General features: G+C 65.7%; 25 protein-coding genes. 21 read left to right on the forward strand and 4 right to left on the reverse strand.

What is annotated here, in order from left to right; genetic code table 11:
* Positions 1 to 71 precede the first annotated feature (71 nt).
* On the reverse strand, positions 72 to 1085 hold the full coding sequence (locus tag ACY3GB_RS13430) for a class I SAM-dependent rRNA methyltransferase (protein WP_463089177.1): 1014 nt from the start codon (positions 1083 to 1085) through the stop codon (positions 72 to 74).
* A 108-nt stretch (positions 1086 to 1193) separates the two neighbouring features.
* Positions 1194 to 2540: an SGNH/GDSL hydrolase family protein gene (locus tag ACY3GB_RS13435; RefSeq protein ID WP_463089178.1), complete on the reverse strand. Its 1347-nt coding sequence runs from the start codon at positions 2538 to 2540 to the stop codon at positions 1194 to 1196.
* A gap of 235 nt (positions 2541 to 2775) precedes the next feature.
* Between ACY3GB_RS13435 and ACY3GB_RS13440 the strand changes: the two genes are divergently transcribed.
* Positions 2776 to 3651, forward strand: a complete 876-nt coding sequence (locus ACY3GB_RS13440; RefSeq protein WP_463089179.1) for an HD-GYP domain-containing protein — start codon at positions 2776 to 2778, stop codon at positions 3649 to 3651.
* Positions 3652 to 3737: 86 nt separating this feature from the next.
* Entirely contained in the window at positions 3738 to 4670 is a 933-nt protein-coding gene (locus ACY3GB_RS13445; RefSeq protein ID WP_463089180.1) for an alpha/beta hydrolase, read from the forward strand.
* Between the two features lie 74 nt (positions 4671 to 4744).
* Here the strand turns inward: ACY3GB_RS13445 and gmhA are convergent, their stop codons facing one another.
* Together gmhA and ACY3GB_RS13455 are read right to left on the reverse strand one after the other, a co-directional pair.
* A complete protein-coding gene (gene gmhA, locus ACY3GB_RS13450) occupies positions 4745 to 5329 on the reverse strand; it encodes a D-sedoheptulose 7-phosphate isomerase (RefSeq protein WP_463089181.1) in 585 nt (194 codons plus the stop codon).
* A gap of 153 nt (positions 5330 to 5482) precedes the next feature.
* Positions 5483 to 6229: a S24 family peptidase gene (locus tag ACY3GB_RS13455; RefSeq protein ID WP_463089182.1), complete on the reverse strand. Its 747-nt coding sequence runs from the start codon at positions 6227 to 6229 to the stop codon at positions 5483 to 5485.
* Between the two features lie 339 nt (positions 6230 to 6568).
* On the opposite strand from ACY3GB_RS13455, the gene ACY3GB_RS13460 reads away from it, so the two are divergent.
* The 19 genes from ACY3GB_RS13460 to ACY3GB_RS13550 all read left to right on the forward strand — a co-directional run bounded on the left by ACY3GB_RS13460 (position 6569) and on the right by ACY3GB_RS13550 (position 22977).
* Positions 6569 to 6988, forward strand: a complete 420-nt coding sequence (locus tag ACY3GB_RS13460) for a Mor transcription activator family protein (protein ID WP_021475235.1) — start codon at positions 6569 to 6571, stop codon at positions 6986 to 6988.
* 81 nt (positions 6989 to 7069) lie between these two features.
* Positions 7070 to 7474, forward strand: a complete 405-nt coding sequence (locus ACY3GB_RS13465; RefSeq protein ID WP_463089183.1) for a M15 family metallopeptidase — start codon at positions 7070 to 7072, stop codon at positions 7472 to 7474.
* A gap of 2 nt (positions 7475 to 7476) precedes the next feature.
* Positions 7477 to 7698 carry a hypothetical protein gene (locus ACY3GB_RS13470; RefSeq protein WP_463089184.1) on the forward strand — a complete coding sequence of 74 codons (222 nt, stop codon included), beginning with the start codon at positions 7477 to 7479 and terminating at the stop codon, positions 7696 to 7698.
* On the forward strand, positions 7695 to 8258 hold the full coding sequence (locus ACY3GB_RS13475) for a hypothetical protein (protein WP_463089185.1): 564 nt from the start codon (positions 7695 to 7697) through the stop codon (positions 8256 to 8258). The genes ACY3GB_RS13470 and ACY3GB_RS13475 overlap by 4 nt, the downstream gene beginning before the upstream one ends.
* Positions 8255 to 8452, forward strand: coding sequence for a TraR/DksA family transcriptional regulator (locus ACY3GB_RS13480; RefSeq protein WP_021475231.1), 198 nt, complete (start codon positions 8255 to 8257; stop codon positions 8450 to 8452). The genes ACY3GB_RS13475 and ACY3GB_RS13480 overlap by 4 nt, the downstream gene beginning before the upstream one ends.
* A 9-nt stretch (positions 8453 to 8461) precedes the next feature.
* Positions 8462 to 8677, forward strand: coding sequence for a hypothetical protein (locus ACY3GB_RS13485; protein ID WP_021475230.1), 216 nt, complete (start codon positions 8462 to 8464; stop codon positions 8675 to 8677).
* A 74-nt stretch (positions 8678 to 8751) separates the two neighbouring features.
* A complete protein-coding gene (locus tag ACY3GB_RS13490; RefSeq protein WP_463089186.1) occupies positions 8752 to 9450 on the forward strand; it encodes a DUF1834 family protein in 699 nt (232 codons plus the stop codon).
* Between the two features lie 69 nt (positions 9451 to 9519).
* Entirely contained in the window at positions 9520 to 10944 is a 1425-nt protein-coding gene (locus ACY3GB_RS13495; RefSeq protein ID WP_463089187.1) for a phage tail sheath C-terminal domain-containing protein, read from the forward strand.
* Positions 10945 to 11068: 124 nt separating this feature from the next.
* Entirely contained in the window at positions 11069 to 11443 is a 375-nt protein-coding gene (locus ACY3GB_RS13500; protein ID WP_463089188.1) for a phage tail protein, read from the forward strand.
* Positions 11444 to 11510: 67 nt separating this feature from the next.
* Positions 11511 to 13685, forward strand: coding sequence for a glycoside hydrolase family 19 protein (locus ACY3GB_RS13505; protein WP_463089189.1), 2175 nt, complete (start codon positions 11511 to 11513; stop codon positions 13683 to 13685).
* Positions 13685 to 14989 (forward strand): DNA circularization protein, encoded by a 1305-nt coding sequence (locus tag ACY3GB_RS13510; RefSeq protein WP_463089190.1) that lies wholly within the window; start codon positions 13685 to 13687, stop codon positions 14987 to 14989. The genes ACY3GB_RS13505 and ACY3GB_RS13510 overlap by 1 nt, the downstream gene beginning before the upstream one ends.
* Positions 14973 to 16019: a phage baseplate assembly protein gene (locus ACY3GB_RS13515; protein WP_463089191.1), complete on the forward strand. Its 1047-nt coding sequence runs from the start codon at positions 14973 to 14975 to the stop codon at positions 16017 to 16019. Before ACY3GB_RS13510 ends, ACY3GB_RS13515 begins: the two co-directional genes overlap by 17 nt.
* A gap of 10 nt (positions 16020 to 16029) precedes the next feature.
* Entirely contained in the window at positions 16030 to 16671 is a 642-nt protein-coding gene (locus tag ACY3GB_RS13520; protein ID WP_463089192.1) for a phage baseplate assembly protein V, read from the forward strand.
* Between the two features lie 59 nt (positions 16672 to 16730).
* The gene (locus ACY3GB_RS13525) at positions 16731 to 17081 is read left to right on the forward strand and encodes a phage GP46 family protein (protein ID WP_463089193.1); all 351 of its coding nucleotides are present in this window, start codon (positions 16731 to 16733) and stop codon (positions 17079 to 17081) included.
* Entirely contained in the window at positions 17081 to 18169 is a 1089-nt protein-coding gene (locus ACY3GB_RS13530; protein WP_463089194.1) for a baseplate J/gp47 family protein, read from the forward strand. The genes ACY3GB_RS13525 and ACY3GB_RS13530 overlap by 1 nt, the downstream gene beginning before the upstream one ends.
* A complete protein-coding gene (locus tag ACY3GB_RS13535) occupies positions 18166 to 18744 on the forward strand; it encodes a YmfQ family protein (protein WP_463089195.1) in 579 nt (192 codons plus the stop codon). Before ACY3GB_RS13530 ends, ACY3GB_RS13535 begins: the two co-directional genes overlap by 4 nt.
* 104 nt (positions 18745 to 18848) lie before the next feature.
* Positions 18849 to 20624 (forward strand): tail fiber protein, encoded by a 1776-nt coding sequence (locus ACY3GB_RS13540; protein ID WP_463089196.1) that lies wholly within the window; start codon positions 18849 to 18851, stop codon positions 20622 to 20624.
* A 10-nt stretch (positions 20625 to 20634) separates the two neighbouring features.
* Positions 20635 to 21210: a tail fiber assembly protein gene (locus ACY3GB_RS13545; RefSeq protein ID WP_463089197.1), complete on the forward strand. Its 576-nt coding sequence runs from the start codon at positions 20635 to 20637 to the stop codon at positions 21208 to 21210.
* 180 nt (positions 21211 to 21390) lie between these two features.
* Positions 21391 to 22977 (forward strand): hypothetical protein, encoded by a 1587-nt coding sequence (locus ACY3GB_RS13550; RefSeq protein ID WP_463089198.1) that lies wholly within the window; start codon positions 21391 to 21393, stop codon positions 22975 to 22977.
* Positions 22978 to 23443 lie beyond the last annotated feature (466 nt).

The raw sequence follows: 23443 nt of genomic DNA on the forward strand, positions 1-23443 counted from the left end.
CTTAGTTGTCTTGGCTCAAACTATGCAAAAAGCCGCGACTAAGTCGCGGCTTTTTTGTTTGATAATGCGTCTCAAACACTAAGCAAAACGATCTTCAGCGGGGGTTTGCCGTCAATGCTGGGGAAGTCTTCGTCGGGGACGATCCACTCGGCGGCGCGCACTTCGCGGCCGGCTTTGGCGGCGCTGCGCTTCAGACTCTCCAGCCAGGCGTCGCCGTCCACTTCTGCAACATTATTGCAACAAACCAGCGTCCCACCCGGCGCGGTGGCCAGCAGAGCCGGCTTGAACAGCGCCTGGTAATCGTTGACCAGGTCCACCACGCCGAACGGGCTCTTGGAGTAGCGCGGCGGGTCCAGGAACACCAGATCGAACTGGCGCGGCTCGAGCTTGGGGAAGGGGGGCATCTTCTTGCCGCGCACGCGGTCCGGCTGGCCGATGCCGGACAGCTGGCGCACAGCGGCGAACACGTCGCTGTGCAGGCAGCGCGGCCGGGAGGCCAGCAGGTTCAGCTTGGCGTTGGCGCGGCCGACGCTGAGGCTGGATTCGGCGAAGTCCACGTTCAGCACGAAGCTGGCACCGGCCTTGGCCGCCGCCACGCCGACGCCGCAGGTATAGGCGAACAGATTGAGCACGCTCTTGCCCTCGGCCAGCTGCATCACGCGGCGGCGCGCGGCGCGCAGGTCGAGGAACAGCCAGGGGTCCTGGCCCTTGTGGCGCGCCTGGTAATGGAAGGCCACGCCGTTCTCGCGGATGGTCACATCCTGCTGGGCCACCGCCTGCTCGGCCAGCGACAGCGCGTTGCTGACGCGCGAGTTGGCCTCGCTGCGGTCGTTGTATACCAGCGCCAGCTCCGGCAGCGCTTCGCGGTAATGGGCGCGGATTTCCTCCAGCTCGGCGTCGGTCAGCGGCTTATGGAAGGTCTGCGCCAGGATCTGCTCGCCGTAACGGTCGATGGCGAGGCCGGGCATGCCCTCCGCGCTGCCGTGGAACAGGCGGTAGCAGTTGGTGTCTTCGGCGGCCAGGCGCTCGATCAGCGCGGCGCGCGCCGCGTCGGCGCGGCGGAGGAGTTCGGTCAGGGTGGACATGGGGGCTTTCGATTACAGTTCGGCCGGGCCGCGGGAAACCCCGCGGCCGGATCAAAACCGAATTGTAAGCCCTGGCGGACGGCGCGCCAAACGCCGTCCGTCCGCGCGTCAGCGCGCCTTGCTCAACATCGGCATCGCGCCGGACGAGCCGAGGAAGTCGGCCACCGCGTTGCCGAGCAGCAAGTGGGTGTGAGTGGTCGGGTGCAGCGTGTCCCAGAACACGAAGCTGTCGGCGTTGGCGCAGTTGGCACGCGGCGACTGGGTCTGCATGTAGTTCAGCGCCGAATCGGCGTTGATGTTCAGGCAGGACTGGGTGGTGTTGCTGACCTGGTATTTGCCCGGATTGTTCAGCAAGTCATTGAACATCGCATAGCTGTCGAATACCTGGATGTTGACGCCGTACTGCTGGCGCAGCGAGGTGGCCAAAGCGTCCAGCTTCTGGTTCAGGTCCTTCACCTGCGCCGCCACGGTGGCCGCGCCGTCCTTGTACTGGTACACCGGCGCGCGCGACACGTCGGGCAGCTTCAGCAGCAGGATGTTGCGGCCGCCGGCCTTGATCAGATTGGTCAGCGCCTGTTGCTGGCCCGCGATCACCTTGTCCGGCGTGCTGCCGTAATTGACCAGGTCGTTGCCGCCTATCCACATCGTGAACAGCGTGGTGGCCGGGTTGTAGTTGGGCGCCTGCTTCATGTAGTCCTGCCAGGACTGCACCTGCTGCACCACGCCCGGGATCACCAGCTTCTGCGTCGACACGCCGGCGCCGCCGATCGCCCAGTTGTACATCGGCAGCTTCAGCCGGCCGGCCAGGTATTCCACCCACACCGGGCCGTTGCTGAAGTGGCCGATATACCAGCTGTTGCGGTTGGGCAGCGTCCATTGCGAGGCGTTGTAGACGTTCTGGTTATCCGACAGGCTGTCGCCGAAGGCGATGATCTTGTTGATGCCGCTGCCCTGCCCGGCCTTGTCGTTGGTCCACACCGTGTAATTGAACGACATCGCGTTGTCGGCGGCGAACACCATCGCCGGCTGCGACGGCCTGCCCTTCTTGGCCAGCGTCTGCTGGCAGACGGAACGCAGCGCGTCTTGCGTCACGTCGCTGTAGAACATGTTCTTCCAGTCGAAGATGCTGCTGGACCACCAGTTGCCGTTCAGGCGGTAGTAGTCGCCGCTGGACGGGTCGAGCGCCCACTCGTAATCGGTGCCCGGCTGGGTGTTGGCGCTGCCGGTGCGGTAGAAACAGCGCACATAGGTGTAGGTGGCCGGTCCCGGCACCGACATCGCGGAAAGGCGCGCGGCGGCCTGTTGCTTGGGCAGGCCGCGCTTGAGCAGCTCGGCGCGGCTCAGCGGGCCGGACGACGACAGCACATGGGCATAGCGCGGATCCGGCGCGCCGTCGTCATTGCCGGCCCAGGCCAGCGAGGAAAGGGTCAGTCCCAGCAGCAACCATGACTTCATTCGCACTCCTCCTTGGATTTCGTGTGTGGATCGCGCCGGTCCAACGGCGCGTCATTACACACTACGGAGGAAAGATGAAATTTGCATGATTGTAATCATTAAGTTACGACAAATTTAGATCAAACGCTCGAATGATGTGGCGATATCGCCAACGCAGCATGACATGCGAGTTGTCGGTTGCCCGCCTGCGCGTATGCCATAGTGAAGTGGTCGCCACTCATGCCGCGAGGTAGCCATGCAAGCCAGCCGCGAACTGCTGAAAACCCTGTACACGATGGCCATGCTGGTGGAGGCACGCGACGCCTACACCGGCGGCCACCTGTGGCGCGTGTCGCGCTACAGCCATCTGCTGGCCTCCGACTTGCAGCTGCCCCAGGCCGAGGTGGAAAGGATCGCGCTGGGCGGATTTCTGCACGATCTGGGCAAGGTGGGCGTGCCGGACGCGGTGCTGAACAAGCCCGGCAAACTCAGCGACGAGGAATACGAGGTGATCAAGACCCATCCCCATGTCGGCGCGGAGCTGCTGAAAGACCACCCATTGGCAGAGCTGGTGATTGACGCCGTGCTGCGCCACCATGAAACCCCGGACGGCAACGGCTACCCCGACCGGCTGTCCGGCAAGGCCATCCCGCTGGCGGCGCGCATCGTCGGCATCGCCGACGCCTTCGACGCGATGACCAGCACCCGGCCCTACCGCCAGGGCATGCCGGTCCCGCAGGCGCTGGCCATCCTGCGCGACAACCTGGGCCGCCAATTCGACGCCGAATTGGGCGAGCGCTTCATCCAGCTGGGCGAGGCCGGCCGGCTGGACCACGTGCTGGGCCATAGCGAACCCGGCGTGCCGATGCAGCGCTGCGCGGCCTGCGGGCCCATCATCGCAGTGCCGGCGACGGCGGCCGACGGCGACGAGCTGTTCTGCCCGGCCTGCGCCGGCGGCTACCGCCTCAGCCGCCGGGACGGCGCGCTGGCGCTGGTCCCCACCGGCGCGAACGATCCGGTGCGCGCCCGCCGGCCGCGCGCCGACAGCGCGCTGATCGATCGGCTGCTGGCCGACAGCGGCCGCCTGCGCGCGCGCGGCAAGCCCGGGCTGCTGGACCTGCTGTTCGGCTGAACCCGCGCATCAGGTCATTGCGCTTGCCGTTTAAATGCCGATGGTATAGCCTGATGAATCAATATCTTGCATCGACGGGACCGACCATGCACCGACTGCATCCCAATCTGCAACCCTGGCTGGCCGAGCTCAACCAACAGACTGCGCAGCGTTTGGCCGACGGCTACAAGCCGACGGCGATAGGCGCGCGGGAAGCGTTGGCGCAGCTGACCGCGCAGATGGTCGCGCCCGGGCCGGACATCGCCTGGGTCAACGATGATCTGGTGCCGGGCGGCCCTTACGCCGTGCCGGTGCGCATCTACCATCCCGCGCCCAAGGAGGCGTTGCCGGTGCTGGTCTTCCTGCACGGCGGCGGCCACATGGCGGGAAGCGTCAGCGTCTACGACGGTATCAACCGCCGCCTCGCCGCCGCCAGCCGGCACATCGTCGTCGCCGCCGAATACCGGCTGTCGCCGGAAAATCCCTATCCGGCCGGCCTGGACGACGCGCTGAGCGTGGCCAGGCATGTGTGGCGAACGCTGGACCAACGCGGGCTGGCCTACCGGCGGCGCCTGTCGCTGGCCGGCGACTCCGCCGGAGGCGCGCTGTGCGCCAGCCTCTGCGGCCTGGCCGACTCATCGCTTGAGATTGCGCGCCAGGCGCTGATCTACCCCTGCGTCGACTACACGCTGGCGCAGCCATCGGTGGCGGAGAACGGCGAAGGCTTCTTCCTGACCCGCGCCCGCACCGACTGGTATTTCGACAATTACTTCCAGCATGGCGAAGACCGCGGCCGGGCATCGCCGCTTTACTGGGCGCTGAATGCGCCGCCGCCCGCGACGCTGGTGGTCACAGCCGGCCGCGACATCCTGCGCGACCAGGGCCAGTCATACGCGAACAAGCTGCAAGCGGCCGGCGCCGAAGTGGAGCGGCTGCATCTGGAGGACCAGGTGCACGCCTTCCTGAACATGGAGGCGCTGGTGCCGGAAGTCTGCGACCTCGCCTACCGCCGCATCGGCACCTTCCTCAACGCCGGCTGAACGCCCGGCCCCGCGGCCTGCGCGCTGAAATGCGTCAACTTCGGAGACGCGCGCCTCCCGGCGCATGATGCGTCTCAGTAGTTTTCCGGAAAGAAGTGCCGCTCGGTCAGCTCGATCAGGATATGCAGCACCTTGATGTGCAGCTCCTGGACGCGGTCGGCGTAGCTGCCGCCCGGCGTGTTGACGTAGACGTCGGCCAGCGGCTCCAGCTTGGTGCCGGCGCGGCCGGTCAGGATCACCACCTTGACGCCCAGCGCGCGCGCCGCTTCGGCGGCGCGGATCACGTTGCGGCTGTTGCCGCTGGTGCTCAGGCCGATCAACACGTCGCCGGCGCGGCCGTGGCTTTCCAGGTAGCGGGCGAAAATCTCGTCATAGCCGTAGTCATTGCCGACGCAGCTGATATGGCTGGGATCGCTGATCGCGATCGCCGCCATGCCGCGGCGGTTGCCGCGGTAACGGCCGGTGAGTTCCTCGGCGAAATGCATCGCATCGCACATCGAGCCTCCGTTGCCGCAGGAAAACACGCGGCCGCCGGATTCGAGCGCGCCGATGACGGCCTGCGCCGCCGCCTCCACCGAGGCGAGCGCCTGCGGGTTGGCCAACAGATTGTCGAGCGCGGTCTTGGCTTCGCCCAGACTGGCGCGGATATGGTCTTGCATGATGAATTCCGTTGCTTGGTCAGGCTCTAGTGTACACCGATGATCCGGAAGCACGGTGCGGCCGGCGTCTGGCCGGGCCCGGCAAGGCGGCATTGATCGCGCAACGGCCGCAGCCACGAAACACGACGCGCGCCAGGATATCCGTCGCCACGCTCAGGCGATCTGCCGGCCGAACCACACCACCCGTCCGATCACCTCGAACTCGCCGGCCGAGCGGGACAAATCCACGGTGAAAGTTTCATATAAGGGATTGGCGCTCTTCACCTGCACCGCGCCGCCGGGCAGCCGCTGCAGCTGCTTGACGAAGATGTCATCGCCGATGCGGATCACGAACAGGCCTTCGCCGGGATTGCGCTCGGCCGTATTGACCAGGATGGTGTCCCGGTCTTCCAGCACGCCGCTCATGCTGTCTCCCTTGACGCTGATCACCACCAGATCGCGCGGCGAAGCGTTCAAATAGTTCTTCACCCAATAACGGCGGAAGGCCATATAGAACATTGGCTGCTCGCCGGCGGCGCTGGTTCCAAAACCAGCCGACGCCTTCAGGTTATAACGCGGGATGAAACAGAACTCTTCTTGCACTCCGGCAGGGATTTCGTGCTCATCGGCGTCGCCGCGCGCGGGCAAGGCCGGCAGTTCGGCCGGCTGCGCGGCCTCCTGCGCCTGCGCGCGCTCGTCCTGCATCGGCCCCTCGCCGTACAGCAGCCACTCGACCCGGCAGCCGCTGCCGGCCGCGATCTTTTGGGCGGTGCCGACCCGCGGCACGCCGCCCTTGTACCACATATTGGTGAACGACCCCTTGTTGAGACCGTTGCGCGCCGCCCAGGCATAGGGCTTCTCGCTGCCGATCAATAGTTCCAGGCGCTGCCGGAAATCGGTCTGTTGCTGCGAATTTTCCATTTGGAACTCCATCGGAAGTCATGCACGGTTGGAGCGGCGCCCCAGATTACCATTGCATTGTCATTTTGTCGAATGTAACTGACATAAGTAGTGACATCTCGTTGCTTGTTCAGTTCAAAAACAAGGCATACAATAGCAATCATACTTCATAAGTAGTTCTACTGATTAGCAATGATACTTACAAAAGTGCTAAAATATGGGCACTCAACTACCACAACAGTTCTAACAACTGCCAACATAAAACCGGGTCATCCCCTGGTTTAGCCTTGCTCAAACTATAACTCATTTAGAACTATTTGTCTGCCAAGGCCCTTAGAGGGGCTTTCAGGAGCTCACGTGATGAATACCGCCGCGCAATATCCCGCTCTGCCCTCCACCATGCAACTGGTCGCTCAGCTGATTGGCATGCCGCGCACTTTGCAGTTAGTGCAGGCGCTGGGCGGCACCACCCTGCCCTTCTCCAAAAATCAGAGCCGCGCCGGCCAGCTGCGATTCGCCGCGCTGGTGGAGGTGATCGGCCAGGAAGCGGCCGAGCGGCTGACTGGCCATTTCGGCGGCGACATCCTCTATATCCCGCGCTGCAGCACCGCGCTGCGCCAGGCACGCAATCAACAGATGATCCGCGACTTCGACGCGATGCTGGTGGAAGGCCTCGGCGCCAACGAGGCGGTGGGCGTGCTGGCGATGCGCTATCGCCTCAGCGACCGCATGGTCTGGCGCGTGCTGAAAACGCCGCCGGCCGATTGCGAAGTGCACTGATCCCGCAGCCCGGCTGCCGCCAAAGGCCACCGATCCGCCTCCCAGACCGAGCAGCGCATTTCATCAGGCAAAGGAGACCTCATGGCAAGCCGAGCCATTTCCGATCTGCACCCGCAACTGCAGCCGCTGGCTGAAACCTTTCTGCGCCTGTGCCGGGACCAGGGCGTGGATCCGCTGCTGATCTGCACCTGGCGCTCGGCCGCCGAGCAGGAACAGCTGTATCGCCGGGGCCGGGATCTGCCTGGCGCCATCGTCACCTACGCCCGCCCCGGCGAGTCCGCCCACAACGCCACGCTGCACGGCAACCCGGCCGCCCGCGCCTTCGACGTGGTGCCGCTGCTCGCCGGCAAGCCCATCTGCGACATCGACCACCCTCACTGGCAGGTGATGGGACGCGTCGCCCAATCGCTGGGACTGTACTGGCACGGCACGCTGGAAGCGCCGCTGCATGAGATACCCCATTTCCAACTGTCACTGGAGCAATGAGCATGCGACTCGCCGACCTGATCCGCCACCCGCGCAGCCGCCGTCTCAGCCACAGCCGGCTGTGGGCCAATATCGCCTGCGCCGCGGCCACCATCATGTTTCTGGTCAATGGCTGGCGCGGCGCGCTGACTGCCGACATCTGGCTGATCTACCTGGGCGTGGTCGGCGGCTACTCGGCCACGCTGCGGCTGATCGCCGCTTATCGCGACCGGAGCCGGACATGATCCCCGCCTCCTTTCTCCGCCTGGGCTCCGGCCTGCTGCTGCCGCTGCTCGCCGCCGCCGGCGGCTACGCGCTGGGCCACTGCCAGAGCCGCCAGTACTGGCAGACCAAGCTACAGGCCACCGTCGCCGATATGCAATCGGCCGACAGCCGCGCGCAGCAACAGCGCCAGGCCGCGGCCATGGAATTGCAGCGGCAGTGGCGCCAACGCATCGATCAACTGGAAAGCCGGCTGCTGCAACAACAGCAGGCGCTGCAAGCGCAGCAACGGCGACAAGCGCAAAGGATAGACGATGTCACCCGCAACGATGGTCCCCGCTTTACTGGCCTTGGCCCTGGCAGCCTGCGCCTCTACCGCCAGCTCCTCGGCTATTCCGACGAGCTGCCCGGCGCCCAGCCCCTATCTGCTGGAGCTGCCGCCCAAGCCTCCGGCGCCGATGCCGGGCTACCGGCGCCCGATCTCCTCGCCCACGCCGCCGACTACGGTGCCTGGTGCCAGCAACTGGAGCAACGCCTTGTCGCCCTGAAACAACTCTACTCTCAACAGGAACCCACACCATGACCGACTTCTTCGACCGGGCCAGCGAGCTGGAAACCGAATTCCGCGAGCAAGCGCTCGCCCGCCACTTCGAGCAATGGCGCCAAAGCGGCCTCAGCCATTGCGAAGACTGCGGCGATCCGATTCCCGGCGCCCGCCGCGCGGCGATCCCCAGCTGCACCCGCTGCGTGCTGTGCCAGCAACTGGCCGAGAAGTGAGGGTTTCACGTGGAACACGACAACCTGCTGGCCTTGGGCCGCATAGAAGGCAAGCTTGACATGATCGTCGCCCACCTCGCCAAACAGGACAAGAAACTGGAAGAGCTGGACGGCCGTCTGCGCGACGTCGAAATCCAGGCCGCCAAGAGCGGCGCGGTATCCGGCGCCCTGTCCGCGCTGCTGGTCACCCTTGCCGGCGAACTGCTCAAGCGCTTGGTGCACTGACACCCCTCAGCTAAGCCCCGACGCCGTCCGGCGTCACACTCTCCCCATCCTCTCCATCGTTCCAAGGAATGACCATGTCCATGCTGATTTCCGTGCAAACCGCCATCGCCGACCGCCTGCGCCAAGGCATGGGCCGGATGGTGCGCGAAGTGGCGGCGGACCTGGACGAAACCGCCCTGTGCGGCCTGCAGCTGGCCCACGGCGATTACGCCAGCCGGCTCACCCCCGGCCAGTCCAGCCCCACCATCAACCCGCAGGCGCTGGCCAGGCTGCCGGCGCTGTGGACCGTCGCCGGCGGCATCACCTCCAGCCAGCCGCAGGCCAGCCAGCGACTGCGCTACAAAGCCAATGCGCTGTTCACCGTCATCGTCGGCGACCGCTTGCAAGCCGACGCCAACTACGCCGGCGCCGGCGTCTGGCAATTGGTCTACGCCGCGCGCCGCCTGCTGGCCTCGCAGGATTTCGGCCTGGCGGTGAACCCGTTGCTGCCGGAAAAAGTCCGCCCGCTGGGCCAGGCCCCGCGCGACGGCCAGCCGTGGAGCCTGGTGGCCTGCGACTTCAGCACCTATTGGCTGGACGAGGCGCTGGACAACGGCCACTGGCCGTCGCCGCAGACCGACGCCGACCCGGACGCGCTGTTCCGCGCCTTCGGCGGCCGGCTGGAAGACCCGGCCAAGACCTGGCAGAACACCCAGCTCAACTACAGCCTGGCCGGCTCCGCCGGCGTCAAGGCCCAGGACGTGGTCGCCAATCCCGCTCCCAGCCAGAAGTAAGCCGCTTTCCCCTCGCCGCGCCAACCGGCGCGGCACCTTCCCCAACCGCCACACCAGGAGCCTTTCCTTATGGCTAGCGCCAACATCAGCTTCGACCAGATTCCGGCCTCCATCCGCAAGCCGGGCAAATACTTCGAGTTCAACACCAAACTGGCGGTGCGCACGCTGCCGGGCAACCCGCAGCGCGTGCTGGTGATCGGCCAGCGCCTGGCGGACACCGCCGCGCAGCCGGCGCTGGCCGCGCTGGACGTGTTCAGCGACGAGCAGGCCGCTCAGGCCTTCGGCCGCGGTTCCAACGCCCACCTGATGGCGCGCGCCGCCATCAACGCCAACCCCTACCTGCAACTGACCGTGATCGGCGTCGACGATGCCGCCGCCGGCACCGCCGCCTCCGGCACCTTCACCTTCAGCGGTCCGGCAGCCGCCGCCGGCGTGCTGAGCCTGTTCATCGGCGCAGTGCGCGTCGACGTGGCCGTCGCCGCCGGCGACGACGCCGCCAAGATCGCCGCCAACGCCCAGGCCGCCATCGCCAAGCTGAGCGACCTGCCGGTGACCGCGACCGCAGCCAAGGAAGTGCTGACCCTCGCCGCCCGCCACAAGGGCAGCATCGGCAACGGCATCGCGCTGAAGGCACAGGAACAGATCGCCGGCCTCGGCGTCGTGGTCGCCGCCATGAAAGGCGGCGCCGGCGAGCCCGACCTGGTCCCGGTTCTGGGCGCAGTGGTAAGCGGCGGCCACCAGATCATCGCCAGCCCCTTCACCGGCGACGCCGCGCTGACCGCGCTGCGCAACCACCTGGACTTCGTGTCCGGCCCGCTGGAGCAGCGCGGCACCATCGGCGTGATTGCCGCCACCGGCGCGCTGGCCGACGCCTCCGCGCTGGCCGCCAAGCTGGACAGCGGCCGCATCACCGCCGCCTGGTACCGCGGCTCCGCCAAGCTGCCGGCCGACATCGCCGCCGCCTACGCCGCCGTGATCGCTAGCGAGGAAGACCCGGCCCGTCCGCTGAACACCCTGGAGCTGAAAGGCCTGGACGTGGTGGACCTGGCTTCCCGCACCAGCCGCACCGAGCAGGAAAACGCGCTGTACAACGGCGTGACCCCGCTGGAAGTGGGCGCCGGCGACCGCGTGCAGATCGTGCGCGCCATCAGCACCTACACCAAGGACGCGCAAGGCGTGGACGACGTGTCGCTGCTGGACATCACCACCATCCGCACGCTGGACTACGTGCGCCGCGCCTGCCGCGAGCGCATCGCGCTGCGCTTCCCGCGCGAGAAGCTGTCCGACCGCACCCCGTCCAAAGTCCGCTCCGAGCTGCTGGACGTGCTGTACAAGCTGGAAGAGCTGGAAATCATCGAGCAAGTCGAAGCCAACAAGGCCGGCCTGATCGTCGAGCGCGACCTGCAGGACGTCAACCGCCTGGACGCCAAGATCCCGGTGGACGTGGTCAACGGCCTGCACGTGTTCGCCGGCCGCATCGACCTGCTGCTGTAAGCGCGCGCAGCGAGGCGGCTGATTCCGCAGCCCTAGTCCGCCTCGCCCCTTCTCCCATTCCCAATCTCCCCGCCAGCCGGGCTGCCGCCCGGCCGGCACATCCCGAATCGAAAAGGAAAGTCTCATGGCTTTGAAAGAATACGCAGGCGCCATCGTCCTGGAAGTGAACGGCCAGGAAATCGACGTCATCGACCTCAACGTCAGCAGCCGCACCGGCCGCAAGGTGGTGAAGACCATGAACGCCAGCGGCCGCGCCAAGGGCTTCGCCCGCGGTATCTCCGAATACGACCTGGCGGTCACCGTCTCCATCCCGCTGACCGGCGACCTGGACTGGGAAGCGATCGAAGGCGCCAAGCTGACCGAATTCCCGCTGGCCCCGGGCGGCAAGCGCACCAGCTACCTGGACTGCTTCACGCTGGAAGTCGGCGAGAAATACGGCGTGGAAAGCGAAGCGCGCCGCGATATCAAGCTGATGTCGCTGCGGAAGGTCGTTGAATAAACCCCAGCTGACTTGAAACCAGCGCGGTGCGCCATGCGCATCGCGCTTTCCCGGAGATGAAAGCGAAATGAGCAAGAAACATACGGATCAAGCCACCGCCAACAATAAGGCAATTCTGATCAATGCCATGCTGCAAGCCGGCATTCGTGATCCTAAAGAGCAGGCGATGTTTCTGGCGCAAACGCATCAGGAATCAGGGGGATTCACTCGACTTCAGGAGAGCGCACGATACCGCGCCAGCAAGCTGCTCGAAGTTTTCCCCCGCTTGGCTAAGCAAGGCATCACCACAACAGCACAAGCTCAGGCCCTCATCGACGGGGGCCCAGATCGCGTTTTTAATACCATTTACGGCGGAGACTGGGGCCGCAAGGAGCTAGGCAATACTCAGGCCGGGGACGGTGCCAGATTCAAAGGGCGAGGTTTCATGCAGCTCACGGGGCGAAGCAACTACGCCGCAGCATCGAAGGCGCTGAATCTTGATCTGCTGGCCCACCCGGAACAAGCGGAAGATCCAGCCATCGCCGCGCGAATCGCCACCTGGTACTGGCAAAGCCGAAAAGGGCTGGTAGCCGCCGCCAGAGGAGGCAATGTCAAAGCGGCAACCCGCCCCATCAATAAGGGCCTGGAAGGCCTTGCTCAACGTGAGGCCAATTACCGGAATTATCTGAGTCAGGGACCAATCCAGCAGGCTGCGACACCAGCGCCAGCACAACATAGCACGCCAGCTCAACACGCCGTCCAACCCGAACCAGTCGCTCCAGCAGTCAGCCAGCGTGAGCCGGCACCGGCTCACCCACAACCAGTATCACAAGCCGGACAAAGCACCATCCTGGACCAGCGCGGCCGCTTCAACGGCTACACGTACCTGTACGGCGGCAACGGCCAGAAAGACGCCAAGGGCGTCAACCGCATCGACTGCTCCCATTTGGTCAACCAGGCGCTCACTGGCGCGGGCTACACCATCCCGTACCAGACCACAGCTGGCATGGCCAACTCCAAATACTACGAGGAAGTCGACGCCAAAAACGTCAAACCTGGCGACATCGCGCTGTGGCAGGGAAACAAGAACCATACCGGCATCGTCGAGGCTTACGACGCCAAAACGGGCAAAGGCAGTTTCTTCGGCGCTCAGTCCAAGAAAGGCGCGTCCAGCGCCCAAATGGGCAAGGGCTCATGGTGGGGACAGCCGCAGAAATTCCTGCGCCCCAAGGCCGAATACCAACATTCACCACCGGCAGCCGCGGCCAAGCCCGTCCAGGCGAAGCCCGCCGAATCCAAACCCACGGCAGCCAAGCCGGTCGCGCCACCATCCGCAACGCAGCACGCCGCTCAAGCAGCCCCGGCCAGCCAATCGGCTGCCGCAAACAGCGTGCAGAAACTGCTGAAGACCGAAGGCACCACCCGCGTCTATCAGATGGCCGACGGCACGGTGCAAACCCGAACCGGCGGCACCGTCGCCTGGCGCAACAACAATCCGGGCAATTTGAAGTTCGGCTACGCCGGCAGCCATGACAAAACCGACCACAGCAAGCGCAGCAAAACCCGCGCGCTGTCCGACGCGCAAAAACGCTACCAGGGCGTGGTCGATCTGGACCAGTGGGGCAACGCCGTCTTCGCCGACGAGGCGAGCGGGCGCACGGCCAAGGCCCAGCTGCTGACCAAGCAACACGGCGACAAGACCATCGAGCAGATGCTGCCGAAATACGCGGTATCCGACTACTCGGGCAAGGCCAATCACGCCAAGTACGCCGAAGGCATCTACCAGTTGGCGGCCAGCCGCGGCTTGGACCTGCACGGCAAAAAAATCAAGGACTTGAGCCATCCGGAGTTCGAGGCGCTGATGGACGGCATGAAGAAAGTGGAAGGCTTCAAAACCGGCAAGGTGGCCGTCAGCGGCACCGCCAACAGCGAACCTGCCGCTCCAGTCGCGCCGCCAGCCGCCGCAGCGGCCAAACCGCCGACACCAGCCGCAGCCAAGCCGCTTCCCAAACCCGCAGCGTCCGCCAATCAACCCAAGGTTCTGCCCAAACCGGCCGCGCCGCCCAAGAAACCCGCCGCAGCCAGCCAAGCGCCCGCGGCGGCAGGCAACGCAGCCGAGGCGCAGCTGTCCGCATTGATCGCGCAGCTCAGCGCCGCGCTGACGCAATTGACCCAACCGCTGCGCGTGGTGGTCGACGTGCAAAACGGCAACATCGTCGCCGCCGTCAACGCCGCCAACAGCCAACAACAAAGGAGGAGCTGATGTTCAGCCTCAATGTGTTCGCCGGCCTGTCCGCCGGCCCCCTGGTGGACGCCAGCTTCCGCGGCGTACGCTTCGATTGCCTGAAGAGCGTGGACAGCGCGCAGCGCGACCAGGCGATGCACGAATACCCGTACAAGGACGGGGCCGACGTGGAGGACCTGGGCCGCAAGGCGCGCAAGGTGTCGCTGTCGGCGATGTTCTGGGGCAAGGATTACCAGCACCGGCTGCGCGAGTTCGTCGCCGCGCTGGACGCCGCCGGCCCCGGCGAGCTGGTCCACCCGGTGTTCGGCAGCATGCCGCAGGCCCAGGTGGTGGATTACCAGATCAGCCACGACGCCGACGCCACCGACTCCTGCACCGTGGAAGTCAACTGGGTGGAAGCCACGCCGGGCAATCCCTTCTTCGCCGCCAAGAAGACGCTGCCGCAGGTGGAGGCCATCTCGTCCCAGGTGGACAAGCTGCGCCAGATGGCCGGCGAGGCCTTTTCCAAGGCCCAGGGCCTGGTGGCCGCCGCCAAGGGCGCGCTGGCCCGCGTCGCCGCGCTGCGCCAGCAACTGACCGCCACCGTCCGCCAGCTGGCCGCCATGGCCAACCAGGCGGTGGCCCAGGTGACCGACCTACTCGCCTATCCGCAGGCCTTCGTCGCCCAGGCCAAGCAGCTGGTGGATGAGGCGGCCAACTGGCGCTTCGATCTGAAAGCGGAGATCGGCCCGCTGCCGGCGCTGAAAACCGCCGCCGAGATGTCGTCGGCCACGCTGGCCGACTGGAAGGCATTGCGCCGCCGGCTGGAAGGCCTGCCGGACGCGGTGCGCCAGGGCATCTCGCCGATATCCGCCAGCGCCTCGCTGTCGGTGTGGAGCGACGACCAGCGCCGCATCGACGCGCTGCTGCAGCTGAACGTGTCCACCAAGCTCGCCTCCGCCGCCGGCGGCATCTTCGCCAGCGAATCGCAGAAACCGACGCTGACGCCGCCCGCGCTGGAACAGATCGCCGGCGACGTGCGCGCCTCGCTGCAGACCACGATAGACCAGTGGCGCGCCGCGCTGCCGGCCGAGGACGCCTACAAGGTGGTGGATGGCCTGCGCGAGCTGGGCCTGCAGGTGCAGCAAGGCGCCGCCGCGCTGATCGCCGCCAAGCCGCCGCTGCTGAAACGCAAGGTGGAATCCGCCTGCAATCTGCGCCAGCTGGCCCACCTGTGGTATGGCGACAGCGAGCGCGCCGCCGAGCTGCTGCGGCTGAATCCGCAGCTGTCCCAACCCAACCATCTGACTCCGGGGACCCTGGTCTATGGCTACGCCAGCTAATCACACCGTCAGCCTGCAGATAGGCGGCCGCCAGCACGGCGACTGGACCCACTACTCGGTCGACTCCGACCTGGTCGTCGCCGCCGATGCCTGGCAGGTGTCGCTGGGCCTGCCCGGCGGCATCTTCCCGCCCGACGTGGAGCCGGGCGCGCTGGTCAAGGTGCTGGTCGGCGACGAAACGGTGCTGATGGGCCGCATCGACGACATCAGCCACAGCGTCGCTTCCGGCAGCCACCAGCTGGCGCTGTCCGGCCGCGACCTGGCCGGCATGCTGCTCGATTGCAGCGCGCCGCTGTTCACCGGCAAGGGCATGACGCTGCAGGACGTGCTGGACAACGTGGTGAAGCCGCTGGGCATCGCCAACATCCGTGTCGACGCCAAGGCCAAGGGGCAGATCGAGAAGATCAACGTCGATCCCGGCAACAGCGCCTGGGACGTGCTCACCCGCGCCGCCCAGGCCAACGGCCTGACCGCCTGGTTCGACCCGGACGGCACGCTGGTGGTGGGCGGCCCGGACTACAGCCGGCCGGCCAGCGCGCGGCTGATCCTGCGCCGCGACGGCAAGGGCAACAACGTGCTCAGCCTGGCCGAGACCCGCTCCCACGCGCAGCGCTATTCCGAGCTGACGCTGCTGGGCCAGGGCCACGGCCAGTCGCTGACGCCGGGCCGCCACGCGATGACACACCACGTCTTCGATTCCGACGTCTGCTACCACAAGCCGCGCATCCAGGTGGAGCCGGACGCGGCCAGCCCGGCCGAGCTGGCCGCCCGCGCCGACAAGATGCTGGCCGACGCCCGCTTGGCCGGCTACACGCTGACCGCCACCGTGGCCGGCCACCGCGACAGCCAGGGCGCGCTGTGGACGCCGGGACAGCGCATCGAGGTGGAAAGCGAGCCGCACGGCATCAACGGCACCTATTTCCTGATGGCGCGCACTTTCGAAGGCGGCCGCGGCCAGGGCAGCGTCACCCGGCTGACGCTGAAGGAAGACAAGTGCTGGATTCCGGCGATGCGCGCCGGCAAGCAATGAGGAGAAAAACATGTGGCATGAAGTAGACCAACGCATCCGCCGCGCCTTCAGCAATGTGCGTCAGGGTTTCCGCGCGGTGCTCACCCATGTGGACAGCGACGGCGGCGTGCAGGCCGCGCAGGCCGACGCGCTGGCCGGCGAGCGGCTGCAGGACGCCGAGCTGTTCCAGCATTACGGCTACACCTCCAACCCGCCGCCGGGCAGCATGGCCATGGTGCTGCCGCTGGGCGGCCGCACCTCCCACAGCGTGGTGATCGCCACCGAGCACGGCAGCTACCGGCTGCAGTCGCTGCAACCCGGCGAAGTGGCGCTGTACAGCGACGAAGGCAGCAAGATCGTGCTCAAACGCGGCAGGATCATCGCCGTGGAGTGCGACACCTTCCAGCTCGACTGCAAGACCTGGCAGGTCAACGCCAGCGAACAAGCCAGCTTCGCCACGCCCAAGCTGAACGCCAGCGCGCAGTTCATCGCCCAGGGCCAGATCAGCGGCAATGGCGGCCTGGCCATCCAGGGCGGCAGCGGCGCCAGCGTCAACGGCGACATCCAGCTGTCCGGCTCGATGAACGCCAGCGGCGATGTCAAGGCCAGCGGCAAGAGCCTGGCCTCCCACACCCACGACGCGCCGAACGGCCCCACCAGCCCGCCCAAATAAGCCGCGCCACTGACTCCCGTCCCCTGATCCTCCAACCGCCAAACCCGGAAAATAACGCCATGGACCCATTATTGGACCCCATCACCGGCGACTACGCCGGCGGCTCCACCGACACCCTCGCCAACGCCGTCTACCTCCGTCTGATGACCCCGCTGGGCGGCTGGTGGGCCGACCCGACGCTGGGCTCGCGCCTGCATGAGCTGTCCCGCAGCAAGGACAGCAGCCGCATCGATCTGTTGGCCTGCCAGTACGCCGAGCAGGCGCTGCAGCCGCTGCTGCAGGACGGCCGCGCCAGCCGCGTCCAGGTATCGTCGCAGCGGCAAGGCGCCGGCCGGCTGCTCCTGAACATCGAAGTCGCCGAAACCGGCGGCCACATCCGCCATTTCCAACACCAAGTGAGGATAGCCTGATGCCCCTGTCCACTCCCGATTTCGCCAGCATCCGCGACACGCTGCTGCGCGATCTGCAAAACCTGCGCGCCGACGCCGACATCGCGCCGGACAGCGATTACTTCGTCCGCGCCAGTTCGGTGGCCAGCGCGGTGGAGGGCCTGTACCAGCACCAGAGCTGGATCGCCCGCCAGATCTTCCCCGACACCGCCGACAGCGAATACCTGGAACAGCACGCCCGCCTGCGCGGCATCGTGCGCAAGCCGGCCACCGCCGCCAGCGGCACGCTGCGCATCAGCGGCAATGCCGGCGCCGTCGTCACCGGCGGCCTGCAGCTGCGGGTGGGCGAGCAACTGTACGCCACCCCGGCCACCAACCCGGACGGCAGCCCGTATTCGGTCCGGCTGGACGACAACCAACAGGCCGAGCTGCCCATCTTCGCCAGCCAGGCAGGCGCCGCCGCCAACCAGCCGGACAATCTGCCGGTGGAGCTGATGCAGGCGCCCTCCGGCGTCAAACCCAAGGCGCTGCTGCTCAGCATGCGCAACGGCGTGGACGTGGAAGACGACGCGGCCTTGCTGGATCGGCTGCTGGAGCTGATCCGCCGTCCTCCGGCCGGCGGCAACAGGCACGACTACCGCCGCTGGGCGATGGAAGTGAAAGGCGTCTCCGCCGCCTACGTCTATCCGCTGCGCCGCGGCCTGGGCACCGTGGACGTGGTGATCACCGCCAACGGCGACCTGCCGTCCCAGGAAATCCTGAACAATGTGCAGGCCCATATCGAGGATTTGCGCCCGGTCACCGCCAAGAGCTGCCTGGTGCTGGCGCCGACGCCGCGCCCGGTGGACATCGACGTGGAACTCAATCTGGGCGGCGCGAGCCTGGACGCGTTCGCGCCGCTGTTGCAGCAGACGCTGCAAGCCTACTTCGCCGGCCTGGCGCCGGGCGAGCGGCTGGTGAAGAGCCGGATCGAGGCGCTGATCTCCGACCTGCCCGGCGTGCAGGACCGCAAGCTCAACTCGCCGGCCGGCAACGTCGATCCGGTCTCTGACCCAAGCAAAGTGGAATGGCTGCGGCTGGGCAAACTGACGGTGGGGCAGCTGAAATGACGCCACATCCGCCCTATCAGGATTTGCTGACCCGGCTGCTGCCGCCGGTCAGCTACAGTCCGGACGGCCAGCGGCTGCAAGCCGAGCTGGCCAGCGAGGGCGCGGCGCTGGACCGCGCGCAGCATTCCGCCCGCCAGCTGGCCGGCGCCGTCACCCCTTTTCAGGCAGAGGCGATGCTGCCGGAATGGGAGCGGGTATGCGGCCTGACGCCGCCGTCCGACGCCACCTACCAGCAACGCCGGCAGGCGGTGCTGGCCAAGCTGGCCGAAACCGGCGGCCTGTCCATCCCCTACTTCACCCGGCTGGCCGCCGGCATGGGTTACAAGATCCAGATCGCCGAGCCGCAGCCGTTCCGCGCCGGCGTCAACCGCGCCGGCCAGCAGCTGTGGAGCGCCGACATTCCCTGGGTATGGCAGGTGACCGTGTTCGGCAGCAAGGTGCGCCCCTACCAGTTCCGCGCCGGCCAGTCGCTGGCGGGCGAACGATTGTGCGCCTTCGGCGACCCCAGGCTGGAAGAGCTGTTCAACGACCTCAAGCCGGCCCACACCTTCGTCTACTTCGCCTACCAGCCGTAAACCGTCTCCAGACGCGCGCCCCCGCGCGTTTCTCTGCCGCTTTCCCCTCCCCTCGTCGCTGATTCCCATCAGCGCCCCCGTCCCATCCTTTTCAGGAGCGCTTCATGCAAGATCCGATCAAGCCCGTTCCCACGCCGGACCAGAAATTCCACGACGGCGACCCCAAAAACGGCGAGCTGGGCACCATCGTCTCCGCCGACTGGCTGAACACCGTGCAATCCGCCATTCAGACCACCCAGCAGGAACTGCTGTCCGTGATCGGCAGCAACAACGGCCAGAAAGCCGACCCAACGCGCCAGGACCAGCTCTTGCAGGCGATCAAGCAGCTGGCCTGGGGCGGCAATGCCAAGCCGACGACCCTGGCCGGATATGGCATCGTCGATGGACTGACCCTGCGGCCGCAACTGGGCGACAAGATCGACTTGAACAACATCGCCGACGATGGCCTGTATCACAATCCCGCCAACGCTTACGCCGCCAACGGCGCCAACTACCCGGTGCCGTACGCCGGCTTGCTGTTTGTCTTTGCCGATGGCGAGATGGTTTACCAGCAATACCAGAGCTTCAACAACGCCGGTTGCTGGTACCGCTGCCGCTACCGCGGCAACTGGAGCCAATGGCAGAAGCTGGCCGACGCCGCCACCACGCTGGCCGGCTACGGCATCACCGACGGCGCGACCAAGGCCGAGCTGAAAGCGGCGGTGGATGGGCTGGTCAGCGGCGCGCCGGGTGCGCTGAACACGCTGCAGGAACTGGCGGCGGCGCTGGGCAACGACAACAACTTCGCCGCCACCATCACCAACAAGCTGGCAGGCAAAGCCGACAAATCCAGCTCGCTGGCCGGCTACGGCATCAACACGCTGGCGCTGTCCACCGCCCAGACCGCGCAGATTGTCAAAACCACGCCGAACAATTACGACAATGGCATTTACGCCAACGGCACACTGGAACTGCGCTCCACCGGCACCGACTTCCCGTCGCTGGGCCTGCACCGCCCCGGCAACAGCGCGGTGGCGCTGGTCCATAAAGGTTATGGCAACGATACCCTGATGCTGAAAGAAGCATCGGGCAATGAATACCGCGTCTGGCACGGCGGCAACGACGCCTCTTTCATCAAACGACGCCGCTATCGCGTCAGCGTTGACGATAAAACCTCCCTCGACGACGCCATCACCGCTTGCGAGACAGGCTTCAACTACGGCACCTCCAGCGGCGTCACCGGCCCGTTCATCGCTTTCGGCGGCCTGGGAGATTCGAACAGCAATCTCAATTATCCCTGCCAACTGACCGCCGATTACACCACCGGTTACGTGATGCGCTTTCGTACCCGCAACGATGATGCCAACCGCTGGAATCCTTGGCATACCTTGATTCATGACGGCCATTTGACCGGCCAGGTCGCGTTCTTCGCGATGGCCACCCCGCCCGATGGCTGGCTTCCGGCCAATGGCGCGGCAATCAGCCGCAGCACGTTCGCTTCTCTATTCGCCGCCATCGGCACCACATACGGCGCCGGCGACGGCACCACCACCTTCAACCTTCCCGACCTGCGCGGAGAGTTTGTGCGCGGCTGGGATGCCAACGTGGATCAGGGCCGGGTATTTGGCTCCAAGCAGAAAGGATCGCTGGTCATTCATAACGACGACCAAGACACCTACGCGGGCGGCATCATCAACAATATGACCAACAAAGCCGTGCGCGATGTCGCCGGCTATGACTTTGTGCCCGAAGTGAAGGATTACACCAGCGGGCTCGTTATCAATAACCTGACCCTGCTCAACCAGCAAACCATCAGCCAGGTCTTCGCTGGCAATCCTCAAAACTGGATGTACATGACCCGCCCCCGCAACATCGCCCTGCTCCCCTGCATCAAGTACTAAGGACATCGCCATGCAAGACAACAAAACCGTATACGACTACCACCCGCAAACAGGAGAGTATCAAGGTCCCATCGCAGCTACGCCCTCTCCGCTGGAGCCCGGCATCTGGCTGCTGCCCGCCCACAGCACCGAGCTGCAGCCTCCGGCCGTCGCCGAACGCCAGACCGCGGTATTCCGCGATGGCGGCTGGACCCTGTCGCCGGACTGGCGCGCGGTCAAACTGTGGAGCGTCGACACCGCGCAACCCATCCAGGCGCGCCTGGGCGATACGCCGGACAGCCTGCGCGCCACGCTGCTGCAGCCCTGCGAATTCGCAACCTGGGACGGCAAGAGCTGGGCCATCAACAAAACCGCCCAGGCCGCCGCGCTGGCGCAGAAGACCTACGCCGAGCTGAAACAGCGCCTGGCCGACGCCTACGCCGCCCGCCGGCCGCTGGAAGACGCCGAGTCCATCGGCATCGCCACCGCCGACGAATTGCAAAAGCTGGCCGCCTGGAAGCGCTACTGCGTGGACCTGTCCCGCCTGCCCAACCTGGCGATGTGGCCGCGGCTGGTAGACGCCGACTGGCCCAAGCAACCTGGCTAAGCACAGTTCCCGCCCCCCGAAACGGCAGCCCCGCGCTGCCGTTTTTCGCGCTTGCCGCACTGACATCCGTCCACTGAGCCGCCGCGCCGGCTTCCCGCACAATCGCCGTCATTCCAGATCAGCGACATCTGTCATCGGCCCCGGCGGCCGATTTCTCTTTACCAGCGGGAGGTGCCTCACATGCAAGACCAGCTCAAACCCATCAACAGCCCGGACGGCCTGTTCCACGACGGCAACCCCTACACCGGCGAACTGGGGACCGTGGTCACCTCCGAGTGGCTGAACGGCATGCAGTCGGCGGTACAGTCCACCCAGCAAGAAGTGCTGACCCTGCTCAAGACCAGCGGCCAAAGTCCCGACCCCTCGCGCAAGGATCAGTTGCAGCAAGCCGTGCAGAACATCGCCTGGGGCGGCAACAGCAAGCCCACCACGCTGGCCGGCTACGGCATCATCGACGCCGCCAGCAAAACCGACCTGCAAACCGCGGTCAGCAATCTGGTAGCTGGCGCGCCCGGCGCGCTGAACACGCTGCAGGAGCTGGCGGCAGCGCTGGGCAACGACGCCAACTATGCGGCTTCTGTCACCAAAATGCTGGCCGGCAAGGCGGACAAAGCCACCACGCTGGCGGGCTACGGCATCACCGACGCCATGAAAACCAGCGATTGGGGCGTGCAAGGCTACACCACGCTGCAAGTCGGTCCCGGCAAGCCATTCGCCGGCATTCAGGACGCCTGGAACAGCCTGCTTGGCAAGATGTTGCAGGCCGACGTGCTGATTCAGGTAGCCGATGGCCAGTACACCACCAGCGGCATCTGGCTGACCCATCAACCCTTCGCCAGCCGCATCCGCATCCAGGGCAATGTCGCCAATCCATCAGCCTGCAAGATCATCCTGGTTCCCAAGGACAACAAGACCAGCGATGGCGTGGTGCTCTCGCGCTTGCATGGCCTCAACTTCTCCGGTTTCCATATCGTTGGCGACGCCGGTCCCAATCACTGGAGCCACCGTTGCCTGCGGGTGGAAGAGGGATCGGTGGTTTATGCCGACGCGGGCTCCATCGTACTGGAAGGCGCCTGCAATGGATTGGAGGTGGACCAGAACGCCCGCGGCAACTTCGAGCGGCTGCGCGTCTTCAACTGCAAGAATTGGGCAGTCGTCGCCAGCGGCGGCTCCCATGTCTGGCTGCCTTCCAGCGCAGTCACCGGTCTGGGCAAGAATACATCGACCAAAGTTCCGGCGTCCGCCAACCCCGACACTCCATCGGTGCTATCCGCAGGCGTTCTATCCCAAGACGGCTCCAAATTATGGATGTCGGATGGGCGTGTTTCCAATGTGTTTCAAGGCATCTACAGCGTACGCAACGCATATATCTGGTCTGACGGCAGCACTGTCGATCAGGCCACGGTGGGCTTCCAGGCCTCTGCCGGCGGCACGCTGTGGTCATACGGCTCCGGTCCGGTCCCCAGTTTGCCGCAAGGCCGGCGCGCCAAGGCCACCAACTGCGACGTAGGCTTCCAGGCCGACTGGCACGGTACACTGATGACCGACATGGGTGCGGCGGAGAACTGCGGCTATGGCTTCCTCGCGACAGCCCACTCCACTATGCTGGCCAACAACGGCTGGGCTCGGAACTGCAGCAAGGCTGGCTATCGGGCTGATTTGATGTCGATGCTGCACGCCTACAACACCGATACCACCGGCAGCCCGGTGCCATATGATCCGAACCAGACGTTCAACAATTGGAACAGCATCGTCTTCAATCGCTAATCCTCGCCGGGCAAACAACTCTCCAACTGCTATACCACTCTTCGCCAACGCCCATCCGCTACAAAGCGGATGGGCCTTCTCGCACAATCGCCGCCGCCGACTTAACCACAACACTCCTCCAACACGTAGCCGGAGCGATGCAACTCCAGAGCTTCTCCATTGACCCAGTTCAACCAACACTGACACCCGTCCACTAAGCCCATTCCCAAGCTTCCCGCACAATCACCGTCATTCTCAAACAGCGACATCCGTCATCGGCCCTGCGGCCGATTTTTCTTTAGCCAACGGGAGGCGTTTTCCATGCAAGACCTCAAACCCATCAATAGCCCGGACAGCCTGTTCCACGACGGCAATCCCGCCACTGGCGAGCTTGGCACCATCGTGGCGGCCGACTGGCTGAACGGCGTGCAATCGGCCGCGCAGGAACTGCTGACCGTGATCAAGAACAGCGGCCAGACCCTGGATT

It is taken from the genome of Chromobacterium sp. Ag138 (genome assembly GCF_055181315.1).

Coding starts and splice junctions, on each gene's coding strand:
- ACY3GB_RS13430 (WP_463089177.1), bottom strand. CDS start 1,085: ATGTCCACCCTGACCGAACTCCTCCGCCGCGCCGACGCGGCGCGCGCC.
- ACY3GB_RS13435 (WP_463089178.1), bottom strand. CDS start 2,540: ATGAAGTCATGGTTGCTGCTGGGACTGACCCTTTCCTCGCTGGCCTGG.
- ACY3GB_RS13440 (WP_463089179.1), top strand. CDS start 2,776: ATGCAAGCCAGCCGCGAACTGCTGAAAACCCTGTACACGATGGCCATG.
- ACY3GB_RS13445 (WP_463089180.1), top strand. CDS start 3,738: ATGCACCGACTGCATCCCAATCTGCAACCCTGGCTGGCCGAGCTCAAC.
- gmhA (WP_463089181.1), bottom strand. CDS start 5,329: ATGCAAGACCATATCCGCGCCAGTCTGGGCGAAGCCAAGACCGCGCTC.
- ACY3GB_RS13455 (WP_463089182.1), bottom strand. CDS start 6,229: ATGGAAAATTCGCAGCAACAGACCGATTTCCGGCAGCGCCTGGAACTA.
- ACY3GB_RS13460 (WP_021475235.1), top strand. CDS start 6,569: ATGAATACCGCCGCGCAATATCCCGCTCTGCCCTCCACCATGCAACTG.
- ACY3GB_RS13465 (WP_463089183.1), top strand. CDS start 7,070: ATGGCAAGCCGAGCCATTTCCGATCTGCACCCGCAACTGCAGCCGCTG.
- ACY3GB_RS13470 (WP_463089184.1), top strand. CDS start 7,477: ATGCGACTCGCCGACCTGATCCGCCACCCGCGCAGCCGCCGTCTCAGC.
- ACY3GB_RS13475 (WP_463089185.1), top strand. CDS start 7,695: ATGATCCCCGCCTCCTTTCTCCGCCTGGGCTCCGGCCTGCTGCTGCCG.
- ACY3GB_RS13480 (WP_021475231.1), top strand. CDS start 8,255: ATGACCGACTTCTTCGACCGGGCCAGCGAGCTGGAAACCGAATTCCGC.
- ACY3GB_RS13490 (WP_463089186.1), top strand. CDS start 8,752: ATGTCCATGCTGATTTCCGTGCAAACCGCCATCGCCGACCGCCTGCGC.
- ACY3GB_RS13495 (WP_463089187.1), top strand. CDS start 9,520: ATGGCTAGCGCCAACATCAGCTTCGACCAGATTCCGGCCTCCATCCGC.
- ACY3GB_RS13500 (WP_463089188.1), top strand. CDS start 11,069: ATGGCTTTGAAAGAATACGCAGGCGCCATCGTCCTGGAAGTGAACGGC.
- ACY3GB_RS13505 (WP_463089189.1), top strand. CDS start 11,511: ATGAGCAAGAAACATACGGATCAAGCCACCGCCAACAATAAGGCAATT.
- ACY3GB_RS13510 (WP_463089190.1), top strand. CDS start 13,685: ATGTTCAGCCTCAATGTGTTCGCCGGCCTGTCCGCCGGCCCCCTGGTG.
- ACY3GB_RS13515 (WP_463089191.1), top strand. CDS start 14,973: ATGGCTACGCCAGCTAATCACACCGTCAGCCTGCAGATAGGCGGCCGC.
- ACY3GB_RS13520 (WP_463089192.1), top strand. CDS start 16,030: ATGTGGCATGAAGTAGACCAACGCATCCGCCGCGCCTTCAGCAATGTG.
- ACY3GB_RS13525 (WP_463089193.1), top strand. CDS start 16,731: ATGGACCCATTATTGGACCCCATCACCGGCGACTACGCCGGCGGCTCC.
- ACY3GB_RS13530 (WP_463089194.1), top strand. CDS start 17,081: ATGCCCCTGTCCACTCCCGATTTCGCCAGCATCCGCGACACGCTGCTG.
- ACY3GB_RS13535 (WP_463089195.1), top strand. CDS start 18,166: ATGACGCCACATCCGCCCTATCAGGATTTGCTGACCCGGCTGCTGCCG.
- ACY3GB_RS13540 (WP_463089196.1), top strand. CDS start 18,849: ATGCAAGATCCGATCAAGCCCGTTCCCACGCCGGACCAGAAATTCCAC.
- ACY3GB_RS13545 (WP_463089197.1), top strand. CDS start 20,635: ATGCAAGACAACAAAACCGTATACGACTACCACCCGCAAACAGGAGAG.
- ACY3GB_RS13550 (WP_463089198.1), top strand. CDS start 21,391: ATGCAAGACCAGCTCAAACCCATCAACAGCCCGGACGGCCTGTTCCAC.